Genomic DNA, 22,081 nt, shown 5'->3' on the forward strand with positions numbered 1-22,081 from the left:
ATGGCTTTGACACCTGTTGAAAACCAAACCCCCGGCTTCACTGCAGCCACGGCCGCCGCCGCGGGGGCCTTCTTCGGCCTCTTCGTCGGCACCGCCCAGGGCTCCGGCCTGCTGGGGGTGCTGATCGGCGCGGCACTGCTGGGCGTGATCGGCTTTGTCTTTGCCGGCATGACGGACAAGGAAACCCCGCTGCGCTGGCTGCTCATTGCGGTCTTCGCAGCGGCAGGCTTCGTGCTTGGCGGCCTCGTCGCCGCGGTGATCGGCGCGCTGTTCGGCTGGTTCGCCGGCTGGTTCGTGTTCTGGATCACCACCTCGCGCTACCGCGCCCACCTGGCGCCGTACCTCACTCCGGGCCAGGTGCTGTGGCACTATACCTTCCGGGTGATCTGCGGGGTGATCTTCGTCTTCCTGATCACGCCGATCCTGGTGGTGATGCCGCTCAGCTTCAACGCTCAGGACTTCTTCACCTTCACCCCGGAAATGCTGCGCTTCGACCCTGAAGGCTATTCGCTCAAGCACTACCGCGACTTCTTCACCAATGACGACTGGCAACAGGCGCTGTGGAACTCGGTGAAGATCGCGCCGATGGCGACGCTCCTTTCGGTGGGTTTCGGCACCCTGGCGGCAATTGGCCTCAGCCAGCCGCATGTGCCGTTCCGCCGCGCAATCATGGCGATCCTGATCTCGCCGATGATCGTTCCGCTGATCATCTCGGCCGCGGGCATGTACTTCTTCTACAGCCGGATCGGCCTGCAGGGCACCTACTTCGGCGTGGTGCTGGCGCATGCGGCACTGGGCATCCCCTTCGTGATCATCACCGTGACCGCGACCCTGGTGGGCTTCGACCGCTCGCTCACCCGCGCGGCCGCCAACATGGGTGCCGGGCCTGTCACCACCTTCTTCCGGGTGCAGATGCCGCTGATCCTGCCGGGCGTGATCTCCGGCGGCTTGTTTGCCTTCATCACCTCCTTCGACGAGGTGGTGGTGGTGCTCTTCGTCGGCTCCGCCGGCCAAAAGACACTGCCGTGGCAGATGTTCATCGGCCTGCGTGAGCAGATCTCGCCCACCATCCTGGCGGTGGCGACGATCCTGGTGGTGATCTCTATCGCGCTTCTGACCACGGTCGAGATGCTGCGCCGCCGCTCCGAGCGCCTGCGCGGAATGTCCCCAACCTGATTGTCAGTCACTGGCGGCTGAACATAGAAGGCCCCGCCAAGCGGGGCCTTTCCCTTGTTCATCTGGCTGAAAATATCCCGGGGGTGAATTGGCCGTCAGGCCAAGAGGGGGCTGGCCCCCTCCGCGTCTTCTTTACCGCAGCCGCCGCAACAGCCGGGGCGAGGCATACCCATCCGGTGTCAGCCCGCTGGCCACCTGATAAGCGCGCACCGCGCCAATCGTCTTGGGCCCGATCCGGCCGTCGACCCCCTCGGTATCGAACCCGGCTGCGGTCAGCCGCTGCTGCAGTTCCTCCCGCTCCGCCCGGGTCAGCGCCCGGTCGCTGCGCGGCCAGCTGCTCTGGATCGGCGCGCCGCCTTTGATCCGGTCGGCCAGATGCCCGACCCCGATCACATAGGCGTCCGCGGTGTTGTAGCGCTCCAGCACGGCAAAGTTCCGGAAGATCATGAAGGCCGCCCCCGCGCTGCCCGCCGGCAGCAGGATCGAGGCCTTACCGTGATCGCGCACCGCGCGCCCGTTCAGCCCCTTGATGCCAAGGGCCGCCCATTCCGAAGGCAGCCTTTCGATGTCCCGGTCGGCCAGCGTGTAGTCAAACCCCTTGGGCAGGGTCACTTCCACCCCCCAGGGCTGGCCTTTCACCCAGCCAAACTGCTTGAGGTATGCCGCGGTCGAGGCCAGAGCGTCGGCCGGGTTGTCCGACCAGATGTCGCGCTTGCCATCACCAGTGAAGTCCACAGCGTAGTCCAGATAGGAGGTCGGGATGAACTGGGTGTGCCCCATGGCCCCGGCCCAGCTGCCGGTCATCTTGCGCGCGGCAACATCGCCCGCCTGCAGGATCTTCAGCGCTGCAACCAGCTGACCTTCAAAGAACGCCCCGCGCCGCCCGTCAAATGCCAGGGTTGCCAGCGAGCGGATCACGTCCATCTTGCCGCGGAAGGTGCCATAGCTGCTCTCCAGCCCCCAGACCGCCACCACGATCTCTTTCTCGACGCCGTATTTGGCTTCGATCTGCTCAAGCCGCGCCTGATGCTCCCGCACCGCCGCCTTGCCGTTCTTCACCCGCAGCTCCGAGGCCGCACTGTCCAGGTACTCCCAGATCGTCTTGGTGAACTCCGATTGGTTACGGTCTCGCCGGATCACCTCCGGGTCATAGCTGACCCCGGCAAAGGCGCTGTCCAGCACCGGCGCGGTGATGCCTTGGGCCAGGGCGCGGTCCCGAAACCCCTGGATCCAGCCCTGGAAATTCAGCTCTGCCGCAGCCGGTTCCAGCTCCACTTGCTTCAGGGCAGCTGGACGCGCTGCGGGTCTCATGGCCGTGGCCGCCGACGCCAGCTGAAAACTTCCATCCTGTCCCTCCAGCTTGACCGCTTCCGGCCGCTGGTTGGGCCTCAGTGAATTGTCCGGTGCGGCCTCTGCCGCCATGGCCCCGCCTGCCACCAGGGACGCTGCAACCCATCTGCGCATGATGCACCTCATTATATACTGCTCTCTGCCAGTCTAGCGGCGGCGGAGCCCGGGTAAAGAGGTCACTCCTTGCATGTGCGGGCCGCCGCTTGCCGGTGCGCCTGGCGGAATTGTTCCAGCGCGTCCCGAAGCATTGGCACCCGGTGCGGGCGGAAGCTTTGACCGGTGAGCTCAAGTTCCCGCATCCGGTCCAGCCGGAACACCCGCACCGCGTCGCGCAGTCCGCACCAGGCAATCAGCACGGTGGAGCGGTCGAAATAGACCACGCTCAGCGGTTTCACCTGCCGCTCTGTCACCGCGCCGTAGCCGTCGGTATAGCCAAAGCGCACTTCCACCTCGTCCCAGGCTGCCTGCCGCAGGTCCTGCGCCGAAATCGCGGGCGGCACGGGGCGCTCGAACCGGTAGGGCGCCAGCACCGCGTGGCGCAGCCGGTGCGCCTGCCGCGGCGGCAGCCGCGCCTGCAGCTTGCGCAAGGCTTCCGAGGCCGCGGTGGCCAGCTCCGGATCGCCGATCAGTTCCACCTCGCGCAGGCCCAGCACCAGCGCTTCCAGCTCGGTATCTCGAAAGCCCATCGGCGGCAGCGCATTGTCCTCGATCAGGGTAAAGCCATAGCCCGCCTCGCCATCAATCACCGCTCCCATCTCGCGCAGGGTGGCAATGTCGCGGTGGATGCTGCGGGCGGAGACGCCAAGGTCGCGGCCCAGTTCCGCTGCGGTGTGCGGGCCGGGCCCCAGGCGCAGGGCCTGCATCAGCTGGAAGAGGCGGTGGGTGCGGGACATAGCCTATTCTGTCTACGCCTGATGACAGTTTTTGTCACCATGCGGATCTAGGCTGCCTGCAACCCGAAACGACAGGAGGCTCCCATGCTGACCCTACTGACCTACCCCCGCAACGGCGCCGTCTTCAGCCTCAGCCCGTTTTGCGTCAAAGCGGCTCTATTACTAGCCTTTTCCGGCCAAACCTGGACCCGCGAAGACCTGAACGACCCCCGCAAGATGCCGCACCGCAAGCTGCCGGTGCTGCGCACCCCCGGCGGGCTGGTGCCGGACAGCAGCGCCATCCGCGTTTGGCTGGAGCAGCAGGGCACCGACTTCGACTCTGCCCTCGGCGCGCGCGACCGGGCACAGGCGCAGATGCTGATCCGGATGGCGGAGGACACGCTCTATTTCCACGTGGTGCGCGACCGCTGGGACAATGACGCGGTCTGGCCCACGATCCGCGACAAGTACTTCCATGAAATCCCCGCCCTGATCCGCCGCCCGGTTACCGGCGCCATCCGCCGCTCGGTGCACAAAGGGCTGGTGTTCCAGGGTACCGCGCGGTTCAGCGAGGAGGAACGGAACCAGCGTGTGGATCAAGACCTGCAGGCCATCGCCGCATTGCTGAAGGGGCAGGATTTCCTGTTCGGACCGCAGATCTCCAGCGCCGATTTCAGCGTCGCCTCCATGCTGCAGGCGATGGGGACAACCCCGGTCCGCACGGCGCTGGTCTCCCGCATTCTCGACGACGCGGTGCTCAAGCCTTATGTTAACCGGGTGTTTGAAACGGTGCCGCTGCCATGATCCCGCCCTTTGCCAGCCCGGACATCGAGGCCGCATTTGATGTGCAGGACCGGCAGGCCCGCGCAGGCCTGCTGGCGCTGCGGCGGTTGATCTTTGACACTGCCGCGCAAACGCCGGAGGCCGGACGGATCAAGGAGGCGTTGCGCTGGGGCCAGCCTTCCTACCTCACACCCGACAGCAAAACCGGATCCACAATCCGGCTGGGCGTACACAAAGGCGCGCGTTTTGCCCTGTTTGTGCATTGCCAAAGCCGGCTGATCCCGGAATTCGCTGCCGCCTTCCCGGCCTGGGACCGGTTCGAGGGCACCCGCGCGGTGCTGTTCAATGTTCCGCAGGAGGTGGAGCCGATCCGCCACGGCTGGCTGATCAAGCGGGCGCTGACCTACCGCATCCGCCCGCCGCTACAGGTGCCGGCCTGACAAAGTGGAAAGCTGTACCCGCGGGGACAGCCGCTTATTTCCGCCGCTTGCGTTCGACCTTGCGCTTGACCTTGGTGGCCTTGAGTTTGGACTTTGCCGCCTTGCGTTTCACGGTCCGGCCTGCCGGGCTGCGGCGGCCGCGCTGTCCGCCTCCGGATGGCATCGGCGCATCCTCCAGCGCCAGCAGTTCCAGCTCCAGCCCGCCGGTCACCGGCGCGGCCTGGGTCAGCCGTACTGTCACCCGCTGGCCGATCGCAATGGTCAAACCGGTGTCAGACCCGGTCAGCGTGCCGGCCTGCGGGTCGAAATGAAAGAACTCCCGCCCGATTGAGCGCACCGGAACCAGCCCGTCGGCGCCGGTCTCATCCAGCTTCACAAAGGCACCAAAGCGGGCGATGCCGCTGATCCGGCCCTCGAACTCATTGCCGACCCGCTCACTGAGGTAGGAGGCCAGGTAGCGGTCGGTGGTGTCCCGCTCCGCAATCATCGAGCGCCGCTCAGTGTCGGAGATATGATTGGCGGTCTCTTCCAGCCGCTCGATCTCCTCCTCTGTCAGGCCGTCTTTGCCCCAGCCATGCGCCGAGACCAGCGAGCGGTGCACGATCAGGTCGGCATAGCGGCGGATCGGCGAGGTGAAATGCGCGTAGTTGCGCAGCGCCAGGCCGAAGTGGCCGAAATTCTCCGGGTTGTAGTAGGCCTGCTGCATCGACCGCAGGGTGGAGATGTTGATCAGCTCCGCATCATCCGTGCCCGCCGCGTGATTGAGCAGCGCATTCAGATGCCGGGTCTGCAGCACCTGCCCCTTGGCCAGGTTGAGGCCCGCCGCGCGCGCGGTTTCCCGCAGCGCTTCCAGCTTCTCGGGCGCCGGTTCCTCATGTACCCGGAACAACAGCGGCGAGCGTTTCTGGATCAGTGTCTCGGCAGCGGCGACATTGGCGAGGATCATGAACTCCTCAATCAGCTTGTGCGCATCCAGCCTGTCACGGAAGGCGACCGAGGTGACGTGGCCGTCGTCATCCAGCACGATCTTGCGTTCCGGCAGGTCCAGATCCAGCGGTTCGCGCGCGGCCCTTGCCCTTGTTAGAGCCTTATATGCGGCAAACAGCGGCTTGATCACATCGTCCAGCAGTGGTGCGGTCTTGTCGTTCGGGCTGCCGTCTTGCGCCTCCTGCACCTCGGCGTAATTCAGCGAGGCGACGGAGCGCATCAGCCCGCGCACGAACTTGTGCGACAGCTTGTTGCCCTCGGCATCCACCTGCATCCGCACGGCAATACAGGCGCGCGGCACCCCTTCGTGCAAGGAGCACAGATCGCCCGACAGCCGGTCCGGCAGCATCGGCACCACCCGGTCGGGGAAATAGCTGGAGTTGCCGCGCTTGCGCGCCTCGCGGTCGAGCGCCGAGCCCGGGCGCACATAGGCCGCCACATCGGCGATCGCCACCCAGATCACATGGCCGCCGGGGTTCTTGGGATCGTCATCGGCATGGGCATAGCAGGCGTCGTCATGGTCGCGCGCGTCCGCCGGGTCGATGGTGACCAGCGGCAGATCGCGCAGATCCTCGCGGCCTTTCAGGCCCATCGGCTTGGCCGCGTCGGCCTCTGCCATCACCTTGTCGGGGAAGTGGTCGGGAATGCCGTGCTGATGAATGGCGATCAGCGACACCGCTTTGGGTGCGGCTGGGTCGCCCAGCCGTTCCACGATGCGGGCGCGCGGCAGGCCCATACGGCCCTTGGGGCCGGCCTGTTCCGCCTCGACCAGTTCACCGTCCTTGGCCCCGTTGATGGCATCCGGGGCCACCATCCATTCGGATGATGCGGCCTTGTCGATCGGCACGATCCGCCCGCCCTCGGACCCTGCGCGGAAGATTCCCAGCACCCGTTTTGCGTTGGTTCCAATCCGGCGGATCAGTCGGGCCTCGAAGTTGTGGTCCTGATCCGGCACCGCTTGCAGCTTCACCAGGATCTTGTCGCCTTCGCCCAGGGCCGGGTCGGAGGCCTTGGGCAGGATCAGAATGATCGGCTCCACGCCCTCGCCATGCCATTCCAGCGGACGCCCGTACAGGTCGCCATCCTCGTTCGGCGCCTTCACCTGCAGCACCGTCACCGGCGGCAGCTGGTCCGGGTCGCGGTAGGTTTTCTTGCGCTTCTGCAAATGCCCTTCCGCCTCCAGCTCCTTGAGGATGCGCTTGAGGTCGATGCGGTCCGCGCCCTTGATGCCAAAGGCCTTGGCGATGTCGCGCTTGGAGGTATGGGTCGGGTTGGCGGAGATCCAGTCGAGGATTTCGGCCTTGGAGGGAATACGGCTCATACCTTCGCGTAGCACGGCGGCGGGGCGGCGTCATGATGAAAAGCGTGCAGAGCAGTCAGCGCGGCGGCAGATCGGCGCCGGTGTCAACGTCGCGCAGGGTATCGGTCAGGGCGATGCGCCAGCCGGGCAGGGTCCGCAGCGTGTCGGCCAGCGCGTGTTCAGTGGACCAGCGGACATTGCCGAACAGGCCATGGGGCAGACGAGCGGGATGTTTGGCACCTACCAGCCAGTAGCCGCCGTCATCTGCGGGGCCAAAGACCGCGTCATGATCGCCAAGCGCGGCAAAGGCGCGGGCGATATGGGCGCGGGTGATGCCGGGGATATCGGCACCGATCAGGCAGACGGGGGAGCTGACATGCGTAGGGGCGCGCCTGACCTTGGGCGGGTGCGTAAGCGCTCTCCCAGGGGGAGGGTCGGGCGCGGCCCGGCCTGCGGCCGAGCCAGACGGTTGAATACCTGAAGCTGTTATGAGCATCCGCTTCATCCGCTGCCCAAGGTCGCCGCTGCCTTGCGGCAAGCGTGGCATGTCAGCGGGCCAGACCTTTGAGCTCACTGCCCGGTCCGGGGCCACCGCCAGCACGATCTGCCAGCGTGGGTCGTGCAGACGCCGGATCAGCCGGGCGGATTGATGCCGGAACCACCAGGTGGCCGGGATCACGCCGATATCCCGGCCCAAGCGGGTTTTCACCCGTCCCGGCCGCGGCTCCTTGACCATGATCACCAGGGTGCGTTTCACGTGAAGTCGCGCACCATGTCCCGGTGATCAATACCGGCATCGTCATAGACCGGGCCAAAGGCGGTGAAGCCGAGCTTCTCGTAAAACCCGATGGCATGCAGCTGTGCGCCCAGCTTGGCCCTGGTAATGCCGGGGCGGGCCTGCGCCGTTTCCACGGCCGCCTCTATCAGCTTGGCCCCCAGTCCGGTGCCGCGGGTGGAGGGCAGCACACAGACCCGGCCAATCTTGGCGGTGTCATCCTTGAACACAATCCGCGCCGTGCCCACCGGGATACCGTCCTGCACCGCGAGCAGATGGGTGGCAGTGGCGTCCAGCGCGTCCTGTTCCTCTTCCACCGGAACGCCCTGTTCCTTGACAAACACCTGGTGGCGCAGCGCGAAACAGGTCTCCTGATCCTCGGTGACGGCGATGCTCAGGCTCACGCGAAATAGTCCTGCAGGATGCGGGTATAGATGGCTTTCAGCTTGTGAATCTGCGTGACCTCGACCCGCTCGTCCACCTGGTGCATCGTCTTGCCGACCAGTCCGAACTCCACCACCGGGCAGTGGTTTTTCACGAACCGCGCATCCGAGGTGCCGCCGGTGGTGGACAGTTCCGGCTTGCGGCCCGTCTCCGCCTCCACCGCTTGTGCGACCAGATCCGACAGCGCGCCGGGCGGTGTGATGAAGCTCTCGCCGGAGATCTTCACGTTCATACCTATCTCCACACCAAACTCCGCAGCGACCTTGTCCGCCTCACCCTGCAGCCAATCCGTCAGACTGGCGCCGGAATGAGCGTCATTGAACCGGATGTTCACGGTGGCGCGGCTTTGTGCCGGGATCACGTTGGTGGCGGTATTGCCGGTGTCGATGGTGACAACGGCCAGGGTGGAGGCGTCAAAATGCTCGGTGCCCTGGTCCAGCTCATGGCTGGCCAGCCGGTCCATCAGGCGCGCCATTGCGTTCAGCGGGTTGTTGGCGCGGTGCGGATAGGCGGAGTGGCCCTGCACACCGGTCACCGTGAACCAGGCGGTGAGCGAGCCGCGGCGGCCGATCTTGATCATCTCGCCCATCTCGTTGGGGCAGGTGGGTTCGCCCACCAGGCAAACCGACATCTGCTCGCCTTCGCGCTCCATGTAGTCCAGCAGCGCGGTGGTGCCGTCCACCGCATCGCCTTCCTCGTCGCCGGTGATGGTCAGGATGATGGACCCGTCCGGCGGCGTTTCCTTGACGAAATCAATGGCGGCAGCGGCAAAGGCGGCTACCCCCGATTTCATGTCGGTGGCACCGCGGCCGTACATAAAGCCGTCCTTCTCCTCCGCGCCAAAGGGCGGCATGGTCCAGGCGGCCTCATCGCCCAAGGGCACCACATCGGTATGGCCATTGAAGCCGAAGGTCTTGGCGTGCCCCTTGGCGCCCCAGCGGGCGAACAGGTTGGAGACGTCTCCGCGGTCGGTACGGGTGCACTCAAATCCGGCGCTGCTCAGCAGGTTTTCCAGCAGCACCAGCGCGCCGCCTTCTGCCGGCGTGACCGAAGGGCAGCGGATCAGATCGGCGGTCAGGCGGGCGGGATCGGTCTGCGGCATCGTATGGCTCCTGAAGGTCGGTTGGCCACACGCCTAGCGCGGATCGGCAGGCGGTGCAATTCACGCCAGCGCCAACGGGCACGGCGCTTAAGCTGCTGTCGTGCAGGGGTTTAACTAACCGGCGCGTCCGCTAGGTCCCGGCGCAAGCAGGCCGCACTGCTGTGCCTGTACGCCCGTGCAACACCCTTTAGACCGTTCGCGCCAAGGCGCTTGCGTGAAAAAGGCGAAGCGCCTAAGGACGTTAAAACCTTCAAAGAGGCCCATCCGAGCGTTCCCGTGCTGTACCTCCGCCTGATCACCGCTGCCATTTTCCTGCTGTGGGGGCAACTGCTGTCTGCGCAGGTCCTTACGGTGAATACCGTCACCCGGCCGCCGTTTTCGATGGTGGAGGAGGGGCGCGACACCGGTTTTTCGCTGGAGCTTCTCAAGGTCCTGGCCGAACGGCTGGATTGGGAGTACCGCATCAGCCGCACCGGCAGTTTCTCGGACATGCTGGACGGGGTGCGCAGCGGCGAGGCCGACCTGGCCGCCGCCAATATCTCGATCACCGCCTCGCGCGAAGTTGTGATGGACTTCAGCCATCCGATCTTTGAAAGCGGCCTCCAGATCATGGTGCAGGCCGATGAAATCCGCCAGCCGTCTCTGCTGCGGGCGCTGCTGTCGTGGGACCTGGCTGCGGCGATCGGCATCGCCTTCCTGCTGCTGTTCGGCGGCGGCATGGTGATGTGGGCCTTCGAGCGTCGCGCCCAGCCCTATTTCGACCGCCCCTTGAAAGAGGCGTGGTTTCCTTCCTTCTGGTGGGCGCTGAACCTGGTGGTGAACGGCGGCTTCGAGGAACGGGTGCCGCGCACGCCCGTGGGCCGCATGTTCGGCGTGGTGCTGGTGGTGTCTTCGCTGTTCATCGTCTCGGTCTTTGTCGCCAAGATCACCGCGGTGATGACGGTGGAGGCGATCAGCGGCTCGGTCAATTCGGTGAACGATCTATACGGTAAGTCCGTGGGCACCATCGAAGGCTCCACCGCCGCCGGGTTCCTGAACCGGCGTGAGATAGACTACTCCGCCTATGCCGGGCTGGAGGATATGCTGGCAGGGTTCGAGCGCGGCGATGTAACGGCGGTGGTCTTCGATGCGCCGGTGCTGAATTACTACGTCCAGCAGGGCGGCCACCGTTTTGGCGAGACCATCGGCCAGCCCTTCCTGCGCGAAAACTACGGCCTTGTTTTCCCGGCCGGCTCGCCGCTGGTGGAGGAGGTCAACCAGGCACTGCTGGCGATGCAGGAGGACGGCAGCTACGACGCCCTTTACCGCAAATGGTTCGGCAGCCAGAACTGAGGCCTGCCGTTAGTGAAATACCGGCTCCTCGCCGTCAAAGAACGGGGTCATCTGCGCAACGATCACCGCGTTTTCCTCCAGCGCCCGCTGCATAAGATCACGTTCCTCATCGCCGATCTCGTGGCCTTCGGCCTCGCGCTCTTCCAGCGTGCCGTATCCAGTGACATCCAGGGGCGCGGTATCGGCCTGTTTCAGGATCGCCACGGTTTCCCGCACCGCCTCGGCCTCGTCCACGCCGGAGGCATAGATCATCAGCGCCGCACCGGTGGCACCGTCGGGCAGGCCGTCCCCGTCCTTGCGGCCGATCTGGACAAGCAGGGTATAGACTTGCTGGCGGGAGGGTTTCTTCTTTTCCATGCCGCCGCCATAGCGCCGGGGCAGGGGGATGGTCAATCAAATAGCGCGGGTGGGATGATCGGGAAACGGAAGGCTTGCGGTATTTCACCTCTCCGCTTTATGGCTGGGCTTATCCGAATGGCAGAAGGACAGCCCGATGCGCATCTCCGCTCTTACCGCCCAGGCCGTGCCCTGGAAGAACGGCGGCGGCGTGACCCGCGAACTGGCCGTGCACAACGAAGATGACCGGATGGTCTGGCGCCTGAGCCTCGCGGATATCGCCCAAAGCGGCCCGTTTTCCGCCTTTCCGGGCCTCGCTCGCATCCATTGCATTGTCGAAGGCGCCGGCCACACCCTGTCGGACGGCCGCACTCGGCTGGAGGCCCGGCCGCTGCAGCCCCTGTGCTTCGATGGCGGAGCGGATTTGGACTGCCGCTTGCGCGACGGGCCCTGCAGGGCGTTCAACGTGATCTACGACCCGGCACAAGTGACGGCAGAGCCCAGAGTTCTGGCGGAGGGCCCGGTTCCGGATGCGGAGAGCCTGGCAAGTGCTGTTCGTCGTCTCCGGCAGCCTGGACATTGCGGGGCCAGACCGTCTTGGCCCCGGAGAGGGTATCGTGACTGAGGGCGCCGCCGACGCGCTGATCACCGGCGGCGGCGCTGTTATCCAAGTGCGGTTTTTGCCTGTTTAGAGACTGTTCAGCAGCTCTTTGACCGCGGTCTTGTAGCCTGCAACGACACCGTCCCGTGCGATGTGCCGGCCCTGCTGCACGACATGACGGCCGGCACTCCAGACATCGGTCACAGTGTCATCGCCTGCTGCAAAGCAGAGGCCGTCCAGCAGCTGCTCCGGCTTCAGCGCGCAAAGAGCGGGCATACCGCTGTCAATCGCCACCAGGTCCGCCAGCGCGCCTTCCTCGATCCGCCCGGCATCGCGCCCCAGGGCCTGCGCCCCGCCTTTGGCCGCGCCCAGGTACAGCGTCTCGCCCACCGAGCCCTCGCCCGGCACCAGCACATTGCGCGCCAGGTCGCGCAGACGCTGGGAATATTCCAAGGTGCGCAGCTCCTCCGGCAGCGAGATCCGCACGTTAGAGTCTGATCCGACGCCAAAGACCCCGTCATGCGCCAAGTATTCCACCCCGTTGAACGGCCCGTCGCCCAGGTTGGCCTCGGTGATCGGGCAGAGACCCGCAACGGCGCCGGAGCGGGCCATGCCGATGGTCTCGGCACTGGTCATATGGGTGGCGTGGATCAGGCACCATTTGCCATCCACGGCGGCGTTCTCCAGCAGCCATTCGACCGGCCGCGCCCCCAGCCAATCGCTGATATCCGCAACTTCCTTGGGCTGTTCGGCGATGTGGATATGCACCGGCAGCCCGTTCTGGATCCGCAGCACTTCCGCCAGATCCTCGGGACAGGTGGCGCGCAGCGAATGCGGCGCGATGCCAACGCTGGCATCCTCGGGCAAGTCCCGTGCGGCAATGTCCCGGGCGCGGGTGACGAGCTCGGAAAATTCCGCAACCGAATTGCCAAACCGCTGCTGCCCCCCATTCAGAGCCTGTTTCCTAGCCCCGCCATAGGTGTACAGCACCGGCAGATGGGTGAGGCCGATGCCGGTCTGCCTGGCAGCGGCAAACACCCGTTCGCTGAGCTCAGTCAGCGACGCGAAATGCCCGCCGCCCGGCTGGTGGTGGACATAGTGAAACTCCCCGACTGAAGCATAACCGGCTTCCAGCATTTCCATGAACACCAGCGCCGCGATGGCCTCGTACTGTTCCGGAGTGATGCGGTCCATGAATTGGTACATCAGCTCGCGCCAGGTCCAGAAGCTGTCCTTCCCGGCGGCGCGGTATTCCGTCATGCCAGCCATCGCGCGCTGGAAGCTGTGGGAATGAAGATTGCCCAGCGATGGCAGCAGCACGTCCGCCCGCCTATCGCCTGCCTGCGGCGTGGCACCGGTTTCCAGGGAGGAGATCCGTCCGGCCTCAACCGTCAGCCGGATGTTTTCTGCCCACCTCTCGGGCAAGCGGGCGCGCTGGGCAAATATGGTCTGCATATGACCCTCTTATGTGTAGATGTAATACTATTAGCGGCAGGCTTATTGCGCGGCAAGGGTTTTGCACAGGAGGGGCGCTGCCCCTCGGCCTGGCGGCCTCACCCCGGAATATTTCCAGGCCAGATGAATAGAGGATCCAGTCTTCATCTGGCTAAAAATATCCTGGGGTTTGGGGCAAAGCCCCAATAAAAAAACGCGCCCCGGATAGGGCGCGTTCCTGTCGTTCGGAAGTGCGGCACAGATCAGTCGCGCAGCAGCTCGTTGATGCCGGTCTTGGAGCGTGTCTTCTCATCAACGCGCTTCACGATCACCGCGCAGTAGAGGCTGATGTTGTTCTTCGACGGCATCGAACCGGCCACCACAACCGAGTAGGGCGGCACTTCGCCGTACATCACTTCGCCGGTCTCGCGGTCGACGATCTTGGTCGACTTGCCGATGAAGACGCCCATGCCGAGCACCGAGCCTTCGCGCACGATGCAGCCTTCGACCACCTCGGACCGGGCGCCGATGAAGCAGTTGTCCTCGATGATGGTGGGGCCTGCCTGCATCGGTTCCAGCACGCCGCCGATGCCGACACCGCCGGACAGGTGCACGTTTTTGCCGATCTGGGCGCAGGAGCCGACGGTGGCCCAGGTGTCGACCATGGTGCCCTCATCGACGTAGGCGCCGAGGTTCACGAAGGAGGGCATCAGCACCGCGCCGGGCGCGATGTAGGCGGATTTGCGGACGACGCAGTTGGGCACCGCGCGGAAGCCTGCGGATTTCCAGTCAGCTTCGCCCCAGCCGGCAAATTTGCTGTCGACCTTGTCCCACCAGCCGCCGGCCTGCGGGCCGCCTTCTTGGATTTCCATGTCCTTGATGCGGAAGCCCAGCAGAACTGCCTTCTTGGCCCACTGGTTCACGTGCCAGTCGCCGCTCTCCAGCTTCTCGGCCACCCGCAACTTGCCCGAGTCGAGCGCGTTCAGGGTGTCTTCGATGGCTTCACGCTGTTCGCCGGTGGTGGCGGGGGTGATGGTGTCGCGCGCCTCCCAGGCGGCTTCGATCGCTGCTTCCAGCTGGGCGTTGGACATGGGGGTTCCTCCGGCATCGGTTTGAGTCGCAGCTTCATAGCGGCAATCTGCCTGCAGGTCATGTCCGGATTGCGTCCAAATTGCCGCCCCTGACGGCGTTTTGCCGGGTTCCAGCCGGTCAGCGCACCCGGCGCAGGTGGCGGCGCAGGATTTCGCAGGCGGCGGCGGGATCGCGGCGGGTCATCGCGCTGACGATAGCAGCGTGGTCGGTGTCCACCCGGCGGGTCCACTGGTGCTGCCAGTTGGCGAACAGATGCCGGGCGGCGGCGATGTGCAGATCGTCGATCGAGGCCAGCAGCCGCGGCATCGCGCAGGGTGCCAGGATCACCCGGTGAAAGGCGCGGTTCAGACGTTCCCAGCCGGCCATGTCCTCTGCCGCGTCGCAGGCCAGCCGGGCGGCCTCGGCCGCGTCGATGTCCTCAGGTGTCAGGCGGGCAAAGGCGTGGGTGAGGGCCAGCACCTCCAGCGCCACCCGCATTTCGATTACCTCGCGAATCTCGGACGGGTCCAGCGCGCTGACCCTTGTGCCGCGGCGGGGTTCGGATTTGGCCAGCCCATGCGCCTCCAGCCGCAAGAGCGCCTCGCGCACCGGCACGTGGCTGGCCTCGAACTCGCGGGCGATATGGTCCTGGCGCAGTTTTTCCCCGGCAGGCAGGCTTCCGGTGATGATGCGCTCGCTCAGCGCCTGGTAGATCGTATCGGCAATGGTTGCAGACATATACTGGCGATACCGGGGCGGCTTGCAGCCCGCAAGGATTATCCCAGCGGATCCGGGGCGATGTTGCCGCCGCAGATCAGCACCGCCAGCCGCTCGCCCGGTGCCGGCCGGTAGGCGCCGCACATCAGCGCCGCCAGCGCCGTTGCGCCGGCAGGTTCGACCAGGATCCGCCTCTCGCGCCAGAGCGCCGTCTGGGCTTCGGTAATGGTGCTGTCCGGCACAGTCAGAGAGGTGATGCCCTGCGTTGCCGCCAGCTCAAAACAGATGCTGCCGATGCGTTTGGCGCCCAACGCGTTGGCGGCCACACCGGAGACCTCCACGTCGACCGGCTGCCCGGCCGCCAGCGCCGCGTTCAGCGCGCAGGAGGTTTCCGGCTCCACCGCGACAATCTTCCGGGCGCCTTGGAACCAGGCCAGTGCGCCGCCGATCAGGCCGCCGCCGCCGACGGCAATCAGCAGGGTATCGGCCTCTAGCCCCTGGGCCTGCCATTCCGCAAAACAGGTGCCCTGGCCCGCAACGGTGGCAGGCGCGTCATAGGCGTGCACCTGCATGGCGCCGGTTTCCTGTTCGTAAGCCTGCGCCTGTTCCAGCGCATTTGCATAGGCGCCGGGCACCACCTGCAGATCGGCGCCGGTGCGCTCGATCAGGGAAATCTTGGCGGGTCCTGCCATCTCCGGCACGTAGATCCGCGCCTTATGGCCCAGCTGGTGCGCGGCATGGGCGGCTGCGGCACCGTGATTGCCGCCCGAGGCCGCGACCAGCCCCGCGGCGGGCACTTCCTGGCTCAGCAGAGTGTTGAAGGCACCGCGGGCCTTGAAGCTGCCGGTGTGCTGCATGTGCTCCAGCTTCAGCTCCACCGGAAACGGCAGCCCGAAGCCCTGCGTCTGCATCACCGGGGTGCGCTGCACATGGGGGCGGATGCGCTCTGCCGCTGCGGTGATTTCCCTCTGCCAGTCCATGTGCTGCCCTCCTGCCTGCTGCGCCGGAACCTTAGCCGCGCCGGACCCGGACGCAAGCGGAATGGCACGTTCTGATGCATTCTTGATTGGCGCTAACGGCCAAGGAGAGCTACAAAGGAGGTCCTGTTATTTTTTGCCTGGATTGCCCATGACCGAAGACCGCCACAGCCGTTTCAGCGATGCCCATACCGACCGGAACAGGGCTGAGCATGTGCCCGCCACGCCGCAGACACGGTCGCCAGCCTACCGTTTGGCTTTCGCCGACCAGGATTTCATGTACCGCGAGGAACTGCGCCCGGTGCGTCTGCAGCTGGAACTGCTGAAACCGGAGCTGATGCTGAACGAGCGCGGCATCGAAAGCACCATCGTGATGTTCGGCGGCGCCCGCATTCCGGATCCGGAACACAAGGATCAGGCGCGCACCCAGACGCTGGCCGATCTGTCGCATTTTTATGATGAGGCACGTGAATTCGCGCGGCTGATGACGGAAAAGTCAAAGCAGAGCGGCGGACGGCAGAATGTTGTGGTGACTGGCGGCGGCCCCGGTGTGATGGAAGCCGGAAACCGCGGCGCCCAGGATGCGGGCGGCCAGTCCATCGGTCTGTCGATCGTGCTGCCGCATGAGCAGGCGCCCAACGGCTATGTGACGCCGGACCTCAGCTTCAACTTCCACTATTTCGCGATCCGCAAGATGCACTTCCTGATGCGGGCGCGGGCGATCAGCGTGTTCCCGGGCGGCTTTGGCACCCTGGATGAACTGTTCGAGAGCCTGACCCTGATCCAGACCGGGCGGATGGAGCGGGTGCCCTTCCTGCTGTTCGGCAAAGAATTCTGGGACAAGATCATCAACTGGGAGGCGCTGGCCGATGCCGGCACCATTTCGGATCAGGATCTGGACCTGTTCCGTGTTGTCGACACCGCGCAGGAAGCGGTGCAGATCATCGACAATTGGGAGCCCGCGCCGCCGCGCGATTCCCTTCCCGGGCGCGAGCGCTGAGCGCGCTTGCTGACCTTCGCTGCTGCCGGGCTCAGGCCAGTTCCGGCGGCAGCGTGCCAATTTCGTCGCCGGTGGTCAGCCGGGTGAGAACCGGGGTCCCTTCCACGGTTTTCACCGCATATCCATAGCCGCGCAGGCGGAATTTCCACTCCCGCGGGCTGAGCGCCTTTTGCCGCTCGCTGCGGATCAGTTCCAGAACGCTGGGGTCAACGGGCGGGGCCTGTTTGTCCGACGGTGTCATAAGAAGATTACCTTTCAAAACATTTGTCCATGATTTGGAGACTGTCCCCGGCAAATGGCGGCATTCGAGCCGGTCTGGGGAAAAAATTGGGCGGCAGCTGACTGGTGCTTTCCGGCAACAGAGAGCTTGCGGCAGCATCTCGCCAGAGGGTGGCCGCCCTTGTTCCGCAGGTCCGGGTGGCAGCACAGCGTGTGATTTTCACTGAAATGCAGCCGCGGTTGTGCAAACTAAAGTAAACACTGCCGGAAGGAACGGATTTCGCCCGGAAGCGGGCCAATCCTGGCCACAATTCCAAACAAAAAGTTGCCGGCGGTGGAACAGTGGAGAGGCTTGATGACCGAAGTTACAGACTACACGGCGCTACTGGCGTACACGTCCAACAGCAATTTCCGCTGGAACAGCGTGACAGGCCTGGGAACCAATACTGTTGTAACCTACAGCTTCACCAGCAGCAGTGATTTGGGTGACGCAGGCAGCGACCCTTACGGGGCGTCCAGGTATTGGTCGTTTAACAGCGAGCAGCGGGACTACTTCCGCCGGGCCCTGGCCGAGTTCGAGGAAGCGTCCGGTGTGATCTTCGCCGAGACAGACGGCCCCGCCATGATCAATGTCTTCGGCTATGACGGCGGTTCGGCGGCAGGGTGGGCGGATCTGCCCTGGGCCAGCAGCTACTCAACAAACGAGGGCCGCCTGGCGATTCAAAGCAGCAACATGATGCCTGGATCCTACGGCTATGAGACTGTTCTGCACGAAATCGGCCATGCGCTTGGGTTGAAGCATCCGCATGACGGCGACCCCACCCTGGCAGGTCACCTGGACACTCAGGAAAACACCGTGATGACCTACACTTATGCCGGGTACAACGTGACAGAGCTGGGCACCTTTGACCTGCAGGCGCTGCAGCATATCTACGGCAGCAGCGCGGACGTGGCAGAGTGGAGCGTGCAGGTTAAGTCCAGCGGCAAGGTCGTGATCGACACCAGCGCTGCCGCTGAAACCGTTTTGGCAGTTGGTCAGAATACCAAGATTTTGGGCCGCGGCGGAAATGACACGCTGATCGGCCGCGAGGCAGATGACAAGCTGGTCGGCGGCACCGGTCTGGACACCCTTACCGGCGGCTACGGCGAGGATACGCTGATCGGCGGCAAGGAGTCCGACGTCCTGATCGGCGGCATGGATGACGGGGTCTATTCCGGCAGCACAAACGAAGCGGACAAGCTAGTCGGCGGCGGCGGCCGGGATACGCTCTCAGGGGGGAGTGGTGATGATGCGCTCATCGGCGGCAGGGGCCGGGACCGCCTGATCGGCGGCGACGGATCGGACCAGCTGACCGGTGGCAAGCACGCCGACACTTTTGTGTTTGTATCGGCTGATTACTACGAACAGGAAGTGATTACAGACTTTGGGCGGGGCGCCGACAGGATCGAGTTTTCCAACACCGCCGTGGACGAGTTCAGCGATCTGGTGATCACTCAAAGCGGCGGCAGCACGCAGATCAGCTATTACGGTTACATCGAGATCGAGCTTACCGGGTTCACCGGCACGCTCACCGAAGACCACTTTCTTTTCACCTGATGCAGACCGGGCCCCTGCCGCGCGGAGGCCCGGGCCAGGCTCATTTCATCCCGGCTTCAGCCTCGATCTGCTTGCGGCTCTTGCGGGCGCGTTCTGTTGCCGATTTCAGCTGGCCGCACGCCGCCATGATGTCATCGCCGCGGGTCTTGCGGATCGGTGACGCGTAACCTGCCTGATAGATGATGTTGGCAAAGGCGTGGATGCGGTTGTTGGAGGACCGCTTGTACGGGCTGCCGGGCCATTCGTTGAACGGGATCAGGTTGATCTTGGCCGGGATGTTGTAGCGCTTGATGTGCTCGATCAGCCGGTGCGCGTCCTCATCCGAGTCGTTCACCCCATCCAGCATCACGTATTCAAAGGTGATCCGTTCCGAGTTCGACGCCTTGGGATAATCCGCCAGCGCCTGCAGCAGTTCGTCGATGTTCCAGCGCTTGTTGATCGGCACCAGCACGTCGCGGGTCTCGTTGGTGGTGGCATGGAAGGAGATCGCCAGCAGGCAGCCGATTTCCTGCGCCGTACGGGCAATTTCCGGCACCACGCCGGAAGTCGACAAGGTGATCCGGCGGCAACTCAAGGAGATGCCCTCCGGGTCCATCGCAATCTTCATCGCGTCGCGGACGTTTTCGAAGTTATAAAGCGGCTCGCCCATGCCCATCAGCACGATGTTGGACAGCAGCCGGGTTTCTTCCTTCGGTGCGCCCGGCACCGGCCATTCATCCAGATCATCGCGCGCCATCATCACCTGGCCGACAATCTCGGCGGGGGTCAGGTTGCGCACCAGCTTCTGAGTGCCGGTGTGGCAGAAGGAGCAGGTCAGCGTGCAACCCACTTGGGAGGAGATGCACAGGGTGCCGCGGTCATCCTCGGGGATATAGACCACCTCAACCTCATGCCCGCCGGCAATCCGCACCAGGTATTTGCGAGTGCCATCCGTGGACACCTGCTTGCTCACCACTTCCGGGACGCGGATTTCAAACGTTTCCGCCAGCTGCGCGCGGTACGCTTTGGCGAGGTTGGTCATCTCGGCAAAGTCGCGCTTGCCCCACTGGTAGATCCACTGCCAGATCTGGCCGACCCGCATCTTGGCCTGCTTCTCCGGCGTGCCGTGTTCGATCAGCACCTCGCGCATCCGCTCGCGGGTCAGGCCGACAAGATTGATCTTGCCGCCCTCGGGATACTTGCGGGGCAGGGTCAATACGTCTTGGGTGATCGGCGCGCTGGCGGTCATGGCTTTCGAACTCGATGCTGATGGGCGGATGCGGCTCTATATAGGATTCTGACCGAAGATCAAAAGGAATCCTCGGAACAAGTTTTTCCGGCGCTTTGCCAGGCCGTGCTTATCTGGCGAAGCGCACCAGCTCCGCTACCCGTGCCCGGCCCAGGGTGGTCCAGCAGGCCCGGGTTGCAATCCCGGCGTCTTCGCGCACGTCATGGGCTTCGCCGGCAAAGGCGCAATGGGCAGTCCGGAACGCCTCCCAGGCGGTCTGGCTTTGCATCAGCGCAGCCTCAACCGCGGTCCCGCCATTGATGTTGTCGCGCTCCGCGGCCGCGACCATTGCGGCTTCCAGCGCGTTGAAGAGCGCCGCTTCCACCCCCTCTTCGTCGTCGGCGACGCAGGAGCCGACTTCCTCCTGGCTGCCGTCGCCGCATTCCAGCGCCGGATTGGCATGGGCGGGCAGGGCAAGCAGCGCAACTGCAAGGCAAGTGAACGGGAGAATGGCAAACTTAGGCATGGCAAGCACCTCCTGCTTCCCATGCTACGCCCCTCACGGCTTGCAAACAAGAAAACCCCGGCGCGGGCCGGGGTTTGCAGGAATACCGTGCGGGCAAGGGTTACTTGCTGCAGCGTTTCTCGGCGTCTTCAACCGCTGCGGTGAAGCCCAACAGCGAGAAGGTGTCCTTGGTCTGGGTGCCGCGGGCCGAACGTGCGGTCAGCACCGCATCGGCGCCGCGCTTCATCGCAGTGATTATCTTGGCGTCATCCGCAGGGGTCGCGGGCCACGCCCATTCGCCCTCGGTGAACAGTTCGAACTCAGAGTCGCCGATCGCCATGTTGACTGTGGAGCCCGGCGCAAACGGATAGCCGCCGGTAAAGCTCACTTCACCCTTGGGGGTGGCATTCTCGCGGAAGGTGACAAACAGCTGGATCTCGCTGCGGCGCACCGCCACCACACGGCCGTCGCGGGTGTTCACCGTTTCCTTCGGTGCCGAGACACCCCAGCACTCGCTAGGGTTATCGCCTTCGAACACGCTCCAATCGACCTTGGCGGCGACGCGGTTCTTCGAAGTTTCCTGCGCAGATGCGGTGGTTGCCAATGCTGCCAGACACAGGCCCGCAGCCACGCGGGCGAGTTTCAATGCCATTTGTCCCGACTCCAAGACTGTTCTCTATACCTCAAAACCAAGCAAAGGGCCCGCAGCGTTTCATCCGCTGTCTGGTCCCGATCCCCTCGCTTGCGCTACACAACCACACTAACGTAACAAGCACCACGGGCGAAAGTGCGTTTTGGCAGGATTTCGCCAACAAAACATGAGGGGAGACATCATGCCGAAACCTGTGCCCATGGCCGAAGTCTGGCGCGGCCCGCTGCTGGAAAGCCTGCACCTGGGCCATGCCGTCATTTGCGATGCGTCAGGCCAGGTGGTGCGCAGCTGGGGCGACCCCGATGCGGTGATCTATCCGCGCAGCTCCGCCAAGATGATCCAGGCGCTGCCGCTGATCACTTCCGGCGCCGCTGCGCGCTATGGCCTCACGTCCGAGCAGCTGGCGCTGGCCTGCGCTTCTCACAACGGCGCGCACATCCACACGGACCGGGTGAACAGCTGGCTCGATCAGCTGGGCCTCGGCGATGACGATTTCCGCTGCGGCCCGCAGCTGCCGGATGACATCCCCGCCCGCAATGAGCTGATCAAGTCCGACAGCAGCCCCTGCCAGGTGCACAACAACTGCTCCGGCAAGCACGCGGGCTTCCTGACCCTGACGCAGTACCTGGGCGCAGGTGCGGAATACATCGAGGTGGATCACCCGGTGCAGCAGGCCTGTCTTGCCGCGTTTGAGGAAACCACCGGCCAGGATAGCCCCGGCTATGGCATCGACGGCTGCTCGGCACCGAACTTTGCCACCACTGTCACGGGCCTGGCCCGTTCCATGGCATGGTTTGCCAGCGCCGCGGACCGCTCCGACCGCGCCTCAGAGGCGGCGCAGCAGCTGGTCGCGGCAATGACCGCGCATCCGGAACTGGTGGCTGGCGAAACCCGCTGCTGCACCAACCTGATGCGCGCGATGGGCGGCAAGGTCGCGATCAAGACAGGCGCCGAGGCGGTGTTCATCGCCATTCTGCCGGAACAGAAGCTGGGCGTCGCGTTGAAGATCACAGATGGCACCACCCGCGCCAGCGAATGCGCCATTGCCGCGCTGATGGTCAGCCTTGGCGTGCTGGAGGCAGAGCACCCGGACACCCGCAAGTACATGAACAAGACGCTCTACAGCCGCCGCGGGCTGGAATGCGGGTCCATCCGCCCGGCAGCGGAGCTGCTGTTCTAATAGCAAGGCGGCGGAGTCGCTGTT

General features: G+C 64.7%; 23 protein-coding genes. 8 read left to right on the plus strand and 15 right to left on the minus strand.

The window, feature by feature from the left end:
- Positions 1 to 1,176: an ABC transporter permease gene (locus tag ACXAED_RS08770; protein WP_475048823.1), complete on the plus strand. Its 1,176-nt coding sequence runs from the start codon at positions 1 to 3 to the stop codon at positions 1,174 to 1,176.
- 132 nt (positions 1,177 to 1,308) lie between these two features.
- Here ACXAED_RS08770 and ACXAED_RS08775 read toward each other — a convergent pair whose 3' ends face one another.
- Both ACXAED_RS08775 and ACXAED_RS08780 read right to left on the minus strand, forming a co-directional pair.
- The gene (locus ACXAED_RS08775; RefSeq protein ID WP_475048826.1) at positions 1,309 to 2,640 is read right to left on the minus strand and encodes a lytic murein transglycosylase; all 1,332 of its coding nucleotides are present in this window, start codon (positions 2,638 to 2,640) and stop codon (positions 1,309 to 1,311) included.
- Between the two features lie 62 nt (positions 2,641 to 2,702).
- Positions 2,703 to 3,419, minus strand: a complete 717-nt coding sequence (locus tag ACXAED_RS08780) for a helix-turn-helix transcriptional regulator (protein ID WP_475048829.1) — start codon at positions 3,417 to 3,419, stop codon at positions 2,703 to 2,705.
- An 84-nt stretch (positions 3,420 to 3,503) separates the two neighbouring features.
- Here ACXAED_RS08780 and ACXAED_RS08785 point away from each other — a divergent pair, with 84 nt between their 5' ends.
- Positions 3,504 to 4,202, plus strand: coding sequence for a glutathione S-transferase family protein (locus ACXAED_RS08785; RefSeq protein ID WP_475048831.1), 699 nt, complete (start codon positions 3,504 to 3,506; stop codon positions 4,200 to 4,202).
- Positions 4,199 to 4,621, plus strand: a complete 423-nt coding sequence (locus tag ACXAED_RS08790) for a DUF1801 domain-containing protein (protein WP_475048834.1) — start codon at positions 4,199 to 4,201, stop codon at positions 4,619 to 4,621. The genes ACXAED_RS08785 and ACXAED_RS08790 overlap by 4 nt, the downstream gene beginning before the upstream one ends.
- A gap of 34 nt (positions 4,622 to 4,655) precedes the next feature.
- Here ACXAED_RS08790 and rnr read toward each other — a convergent pair whose 3' ends face one another.
- Genes rnr through dapE form a run of 4 tightly spaced genes read right to left on the minus strand, consistent with a single transcriptional unit; the run spans position 4,656 to position 9,229 of the window.
- The gene (gene rnr / locus ACXAED_RS08795) at positions 4,656 to 6,929 is read right to left on the minus strand and encodes a ribonuclease R (RefSeq protein ID WP_475048837.1); all 2,274 of its coding nucleotides are present in this window, start codon (positions 6,927 to 6,929) and stop codon (positions 4,656 to 4,658) included.
- A gap of 55 nt (positions 6,930 to 6,984) precedes the next feature.
- Positions 6,985 to 7,665: a TIGR04282 family arsenosugar biosynthesis glycosyltransferase gene (locus tag ACXAED_RS08800; protein WP_475048840.1), complete on the minus strand. Its 681-nt coding sequence runs from the start codon at positions 7,663 to 7,665 to the stop codon at positions 6,985 to 6,987.
- Complete coding sequence (locus ACXAED_RS08805; protein ID WP_475048843.1) at positions 7,662 to 8,087, minus strand: GNAT family N-acetyltransferase; 426 nt, start codon at positions 8,085 to 8,087, stop codon at positions 7,662 to 7,664. The genes ACXAED_RS08800 and ACXAED_RS08805 overlap by 4 nt, the downstream gene beginning before the upstream one ends.
- Positions 8,084 to 9,229: a succinyl-diaminopimelate desuccinylase gene (gene dapE / locus ACXAED_RS08810; protein WP_475048845.1), complete on the minus strand. Its 1,146-nt coding sequence runs from the start codon at positions 9,227 to 9,229 to the stop codon at positions 8,084 to 8,086. Before dapE ends, ACXAED_RS08805 begins: the two co-directional genes overlap by 4 nt.
- 276 nt (positions 9,230 to 9,505) lie before the next feature.
- Between dapE and ACXAED_RS08815 the strand changes: the two genes are divergently transcribed.
- Positions 9,506 to 10,561: a transporter substrate-binding domain-containing protein gene (locus tag ACXAED_RS08815; RefSeq protein ID WP_475048848.1), complete on the plus strand. Its 1,056-nt coding sequence runs from the start codon at positions 9,506 to 9,508 to the stop codon at positions 10,559 to 10,561.
- A gap of 9 nt (positions 10,562 to 10,570) precedes the next feature.
- Here the strand turns inward: ACXAED_RS08815 and ACXAED_RS08820 are convergent, their stop codons facing one another.
- The gene (locus tag ACXAED_RS08820) at positions 10,571 to 10,918 is read right to left on the minus strand and encodes a hypothetical protein (RefSeq protein WP_222504199.1); all 348 of its coding nucleotides are present in this window, start codon (positions 10,916 to 10,918) and stop codon (positions 10,571 to 10,573) included.
- Positions 10,919 to 11,054: 136 nt separating this feature from the next.
- On the opposite strand from ACXAED_RS08820, the gene ACXAED_RS08825 reads away from it, so the two are divergent.
- The gene (locus tag ACXAED_RS08825) at positions 11,055 to 11,522 is read left to right on the plus strand and encodes a HutD/Ves family protein (RefSeq protein WP_475048851.1); all 468 of its coding nucleotides are present in this window, start codon (positions 11,055 to 11,057) and stop codon (positions 11,520 to 11,522) included.
- A gap of 63 nt (positions 11,523 to 11,585) precedes the next feature.
- Here the strand turns inward: ACXAED_RS08825 and ACXAED_RS08830 are convergent, their stop codons facing one another.
- The 4 genes from ACXAED_RS08830 to ACXAED_RS08845 form a co-directional block, all read right to left on the minus strand.
- Positions 11,586 to 12,953 (minus strand): formimidoylglutamate deiminase, encoded by a 1,368-nt coding sequence (locus ACXAED_RS08830; protein ID WP_475048854.1) that lies wholly within the window; start codon positions 12,951 to 12,953, stop codon positions 11,586 to 11,588.
- A gap of 242 nt (positions 12,954 to 13,195) precedes the next feature.
- Positions 13,196 to 14,023, minus strand: coding sequence for a 2,3,4,5-tetrahydropyridine-2,6-dicarboxylate N-succinyltransferase (gene dapD, locus ACXAED_RS08835; protein ID WP_475048857.1), 828 nt, complete (start codon positions 14,021 to 14,023; stop codon positions 13,196 to 13,198).
- Positions 14,024 to 14,141: 118 nt separating this feature from the next.
- On the minus strand, positions 14,142 to 14,741 hold the full coding sequence (locus ACXAED_RS08840; protein ID WP_475048860.1) for a GntR family transcriptional regulator: 600 nt from the start codon (positions 14,739 to 14,741) through the stop codon (positions 14,142 to 14,144).
- A gap of 38 nt (positions 14,742 to 14,779) precedes the next feature.
- Positions 14,780 to 15,700 carry a threonine/serine dehydratase gene (locus tag ACXAED_RS08845; RefSeq protein ID WP_475048863.1) on the minus strand — a complete coding sequence of 307 codons (921 nt, stop codon included), beginning with the start codon at positions 15,698 to 15,700 and terminating at the stop codon, positions 14,780 to 14,782.
- Positions 15,701 to 15,848: 148 nt separating this feature from the next.
- On the opposite strand from ACXAED_RS08845, the gene ACXAED_RS08850 reads away from it, so the two are divergent.
- Positions 15,849 to 16,697, plus strand: a complete 849-nt coding sequence (locus tag ACXAED_RS08850) for an LOG family protein (RefSeq protein WP_475048866.1) — start codon at positions 15,849 to 15,851, stop codon at positions 16,695 to 16,697.
- A 31-nt stretch (positions 16,698 to 16,728) separates the two neighbouring features.
- Here the strand turns inward: ACXAED_RS08850 and ACXAED_RS08855 are convergent, their stop codons facing one another.
- Positions 16,729 to 16,938 carry a hypothetical protein gene (locus ACXAED_RS08855; RefSeq protein WP_475048868.1) on the minus strand — a complete coding sequence of 70 codons (210 nt, stop codon included), beginning with the start codon at positions 16,936 to 16,938 and terminating at the stop codon, positions 16,729 to 16,731.
- Between the two features lie 333 nt (positions 16,939 to 17,271).
- Here ACXAED_RS08855 and ACXAED_RS08860 point away from each other — a divergent pair, with 333 nt between their 5' ends.
- Positions 17,272 to 18,513 carry a zinc-dependent metalloprotease family protein gene (locus tag ACXAED_RS08860; RefSeq protein WP_475048870.1) on the plus strand — a complete coding sequence of 414 codons (1,242 nt, stop codon included), beginning with the start codon at positions 17,272 to 17,274 and terminating at the stop codon, positions 18,511 to 18,513.
- 40 nt (positions 18,514 to 18,553) lie between these two features.
- Here ACXAED_RS08860 and rlmN read toward each other — a convergent pair whose 3' ends face one another.
- The 3 genes from rlmN to ACXAED_RS08875 all read right to left on the minus strand — a co-directional run bounded on the left by rlmN (position 18,554) and on the right by ACXAED_RS08875 (position 20,877).
- Positions 18,554 to 19,741: a dual-specificity RNA methyltransferase RlmN gene (gene rlmN / locus ACXAED_RS08865; RefSeq protein ID WP_475048872.1), complete on the minus strand. Its 1,188-nt coding sequence runs from the start codon at positions 19,739 to 19,741 to the stop codon at positions 18,554 to 18,556.
- A gap of 109 nt (positions 19,742 to 19,850) precedes the next feature.
- On the minus strand, positions 19,851 to 20,246 hold the full coding sequence (locus ACXAED_RS08870) for a lysozyme inhibitor LprI family protein (RefSeq protein WP_475048874.1): 396 nt from the start codon (positions 20,244 to 20,246) through the stop codon (positions 19,851 to 19,853).
- Between the two features lie 100 nt (positions 20,247 to 20,346).
- A complete protein-coding gene (locus tag ACXAED_RS08875) occupies positions 20,347 to 20,877 on the minus strand; it encodes an invasion associated locus B family protein (RefSeq protein WP_475048877.1) in 531 nt (176 codons plus the stop codon).
- A gap of 181 nt (positions 20,878 to 21,058) precedes the next feature.
- On the opposite strand from ACXAED_RS08875, the gene ACXAED_RS08880 reads away from it, so the two are divergent.
- Positions 21,059 to 22,057, plus strand: coding sequence for an asparaginase (locus ACXAED_RS08880; protein ID WP_475048880.1), 999 nt, complete (start codon positions 21,059 to 21,061; stop codon positions 22,055 to 22,057).
- The last annotated feature ends 24 nt before the right edge of the window (positions 22,058 to 22,081 follow it).

Source organism: Leisingera sp. ABM4_103, assembly GCF_056158685.1.

What these genes read in the sequence shown, in the direction of transcription:
- dapD (WP_475048857.1), bottom strand. Translation starts at nt 14,023, where the DNA reads ATGTCCAACGCCCAGCTGGAAGCAGCGATCGAAGCCGCCTGGGAGGCG.
- ACXAED_RS08790 (WP_475048834.1), top strand. Translation starts at nt 4,199, where the DNA reads ATGATCCCGCCCTTTGCCAGCCCGGACATCGAGGCCGCATTTGATGTG.
- ACXAED_RS08850 (WP_475048866.1), top strand. Translation starts at nt 15,849, where the DNA reads ATGACCGAAGACCGCCACAGCCGTTTCAGCGATGCCCATACCGACCGG.
- ACXAED_RS08845 (WP_475048863.1), bottom strand. Translation starts at nt 15,700, where the DNA reads ATGGACTGGCAGAGGGAAATCACCGCAGCGGCAGAGCGCATCCGCCCC.
- ACXAED_RS08780 (WP_475048829.1), bottom strand. Translation starts at nt 3,419, where the DNA reads ATGTCCCGCACCCACCGCCTCTTCCAGCTGATGCAGGCCCTGCGCCTG.
- ACXAED_RS08875 (WP_475048877.1), bottom strand. Translation starts at nt 20,877, where the DNA reads ATGGCATTGAAACTCGCCCGCGTGGCTGCGGGCCTGTGTCTGGCAGCA.
- ACXAED_RS08870 (WP_475048874.1), bottom strand. Translation starts at nt 20,246, where the DNA reads ATGCCTAAGTTTGCCATTCTCCCGTTCACTTGCCTTGCAGTTGCGCTG.
- ACXAED_RS08855 (WP_475048868.1), bottom strand. Translation starts at nt 16,938, where the DNA reads ATGACACCGTCGGACAAACAGGCCCCGCCCGTTGACCCCAGCGTTCTG.
- ACXAED_RS08785 (WP_475048831.1), top strand. Translation starts at nt 3,504, where the DNA reads ATGCTGACCCTACTGACCTACCCCCGCAACGGCGCCGTCTTCAGCCTC.
- ACXAED_RS08770 (WP_475048823.1), top strand. Translation starts at nt 1, where the DNA reads ATGGCTTTGACACCTGTTGAAAACCAAACCCCCGGCTTCACTGCAGCC.
- ACXAED_RS08860 (WP_475048870.1), top strand. Translation starts at nt 17,272, where the DNA reads ATGACCGAAGTTACAGACTACACGGCGCTACTGGCGTACACGTCCAAC.
- rnr (WP_475048837.1), bottom strand. Translation starts at nt 6,929, where the DNA reads ATGAGCCGTATTCCCTCCAAGGCCGAAATCCTCGACTGGATCTCCGCC.
- rlmN (WP_475048872.1), bottom strand. Translation starts at nt 19,741, where the DNA reads ATGACCGCCAGCGCGCCGATCACCCAAGACGTATTGACCCTGCCCCGC.
- ACXAED_RS08840 (WP_475048860.1), bottom strand. Translation starts at nt 14,741, where the DNA reads ATGTCTGCAACCATTGCCGATACGATCTACCAGGCGCTGAGCGAGCGC.
- dapE (WP_475048845.1), bottom strand. Translation starts at nt 9,229, where the DNA reads ATGCCGCAGACCGATCCCGCCCGCCTGACCGCCGATCTGATCCGCTGC.
- ACXAED_RS08830 (WP_475048854.1), bottom strand. Translation starts at nt 12,953, where the DNA reads ATGCAGACCATATTTGCCCAGCGCGCCCGCTTGCCCGAGAGGTGGGCA.
- ACXAED_RS08775 (WP_475048826.1), bottom strand. Translation starts at nt 2,640, where the DNA reads ATGCGCAGATGGGTTGCAGCGTCCCTGGTGGCAGGCGGGGCCATGGCG.
- ACXAED_RS08820 (WP_222504199.1), bottom strand. Translation starts at nt 10,918, where the DNA reads ATGGAAAAGAAGAAACCCTCCCGCCAGCAAGTCTATACCCTGCTTGTC.
- ACXAED_RS08825 (WP_475048851.1), top strand. Translation starts at nt 11,055, where the DNA reads ATGCGCATCTCCGCTCTTACCGCCCAGGCCGTGCCCTGGAAGAACGGC.
- ACXAED_RS08880 (WP_475048880.1), top strand. Translation starts at nt 21,059, where the DNA reads ATGCCGAAACCTGTGCCCATGGCCGAAGTCTGGCGCGGCCCGCTGCTG.